This is a genomic window from Anaerosporobacter sp., assembly GCF_965301125.1.
Genome location: NZ_CBDLAM010000294.1, coordinates 1 through 1,439 on the forward strand (window position 1 = coordinate 1; position 1,439 = coordinate 1,439).

General features: G+C 27.7%; 2 protein-coding genes. Both read left to right on the top strand.

The features are described 5' to 3' along the window. The coding region (locus ACW2QF_RS18910; protein ID WP_455717571.1) for a hypothetical protein at nucleotides 1–277 on the top strand (277 nt) is incomplete at its 5' end. 75 nt (nucleotides 278–352) lie between these two features. Continuing rightward, the gene (locus ACW2QF_RS18915; RefSeq protein WP_455717572.1) at nucleotides 353–1,312 is read left to right on the top strand and encodes an exonuclease domain-containing protein; all 960 of its coding nucleotides are present in this window, start codon (nucleotides 353–355) and stop codon (nucleotides 1,310–1,312) included. Nucleotides 1,313–1,439 lie beyond the last annotated feature (127 nt).

A 1,439-nucleotide genomic window follows, 5' to 3' on the forward strand; every position in this document is an offset into this window, starting at 1 on the left:
GAGGAAAGATACTATATCAATTATTGGAACAAGTATTGTATTTCTCATTGCTTTGTATCTTATTATTGATAGTATTAAGAGTGAATTTGAAAAGAAGAAAAAAGAGTATTATGATCATATGGAAGAACAGTATAGACAAATAGATAAATTGGTTGATCAAAGGGTTGGAGAAGCAAAAGAAGAGTTATTGCATCGTCAAAAATCTACTGTAGAAGTATTGCTAAAAGCACAAAGAAGTTTTACAGAAGCAATCATTAAAGATAATAATAAAAGATAAAGATAAAGAAAATCATAAAAGTGTTAGTAACAAGATATAGTAACTTTAATAATCTATCTGTTAGGAGGTGAAAGAATGAATTACATTGTTGTTGATTTGGAATGGAATCAAAGTCCTTATGGAAAAGAAGCAGAGATAAAGGAAATTCCATTTGAGATTATAGAAATTGGTGCAGTTAAATTGAATGAGAACAAAGAAGTGATAAGTAGTTTTAGTAGATTAATTAGACAACAAGGATTTAATGATATTCATTCGATTACCAAGGAGATTATACATATAGAAATAAGTGATTTGGTAGAGGAAGAAACATTTGAGTATGTTATAAAAGAGTTTTTTGTATGGTGTGGTGAGGATTATCGATTCGCTACATGGGGTAACATGGATTTAATTGAGTTACAAAGAAACATAGATTATTATGGATTGGAAGGTTATATTGATAAGCCTATTCCATTTTACGATGTACAAAAACTATTTGCTCTTGATTATTTCAAAGATAGAAAGCCAAGAACTCTTGAGTTTGCGGTTGATAAGGTAAATATTCTTAAAGATGAAGAGTTTCACCGAGCTTATGTGGATGCTAAGTACACAGCAGATATTTTTAAATTGTTAGATCAGAATATAGTAGATAGAAATTACTCCATAGACTATTATCACAATCCTAAAACAAAAGCAGAGGAAATTCATCTACATTATGAAACGTATTATAAGTTCATATCTAGAGAATTTGAATCAAAAGAATTAATTATGGCAAATAAGGATATTAATAGTGTCATCTGTCATAAATTTAATCAACGAATAACTAGAAAAATCAAATGGTTTACAACAAATTCGAAAACTTATTATAGTTTGGGATATTGTAAAAAGCATGGTTATATAAAAGCAAAGATTAGAATTAAAAAGGCAGTTAATAATAATGTATTTGCAGTTAAAGTTGTTAAGATAATTACAGAAGAAGATGCACAATTATTGGCGCTAAGGTATCTAGAAGCAAAAAAAAGAAAAAAAGAAAAAAGAATTAGAGTATCTAACAAGTAAAAAGGACCAAAACATAGTGTTTGGTCCTTTTTATAAAATTATAAATTAAAATCGTCATAATTTCGAGAATTTTTTCTGTGATAATAAGAATTTCTACGTCTTTTCCGTGGTAATTCTATAACTATAT

What these genes read in the sequence shown, in the direction of transcription:
- ACW2QF_RS18915 (WP_455717572.1), top strand. Translation starts at nt 353, where the DNA reads ATGAATTACATTGTTGTTGATTTGGAATGGAATCAAAGTCCTTATGGA.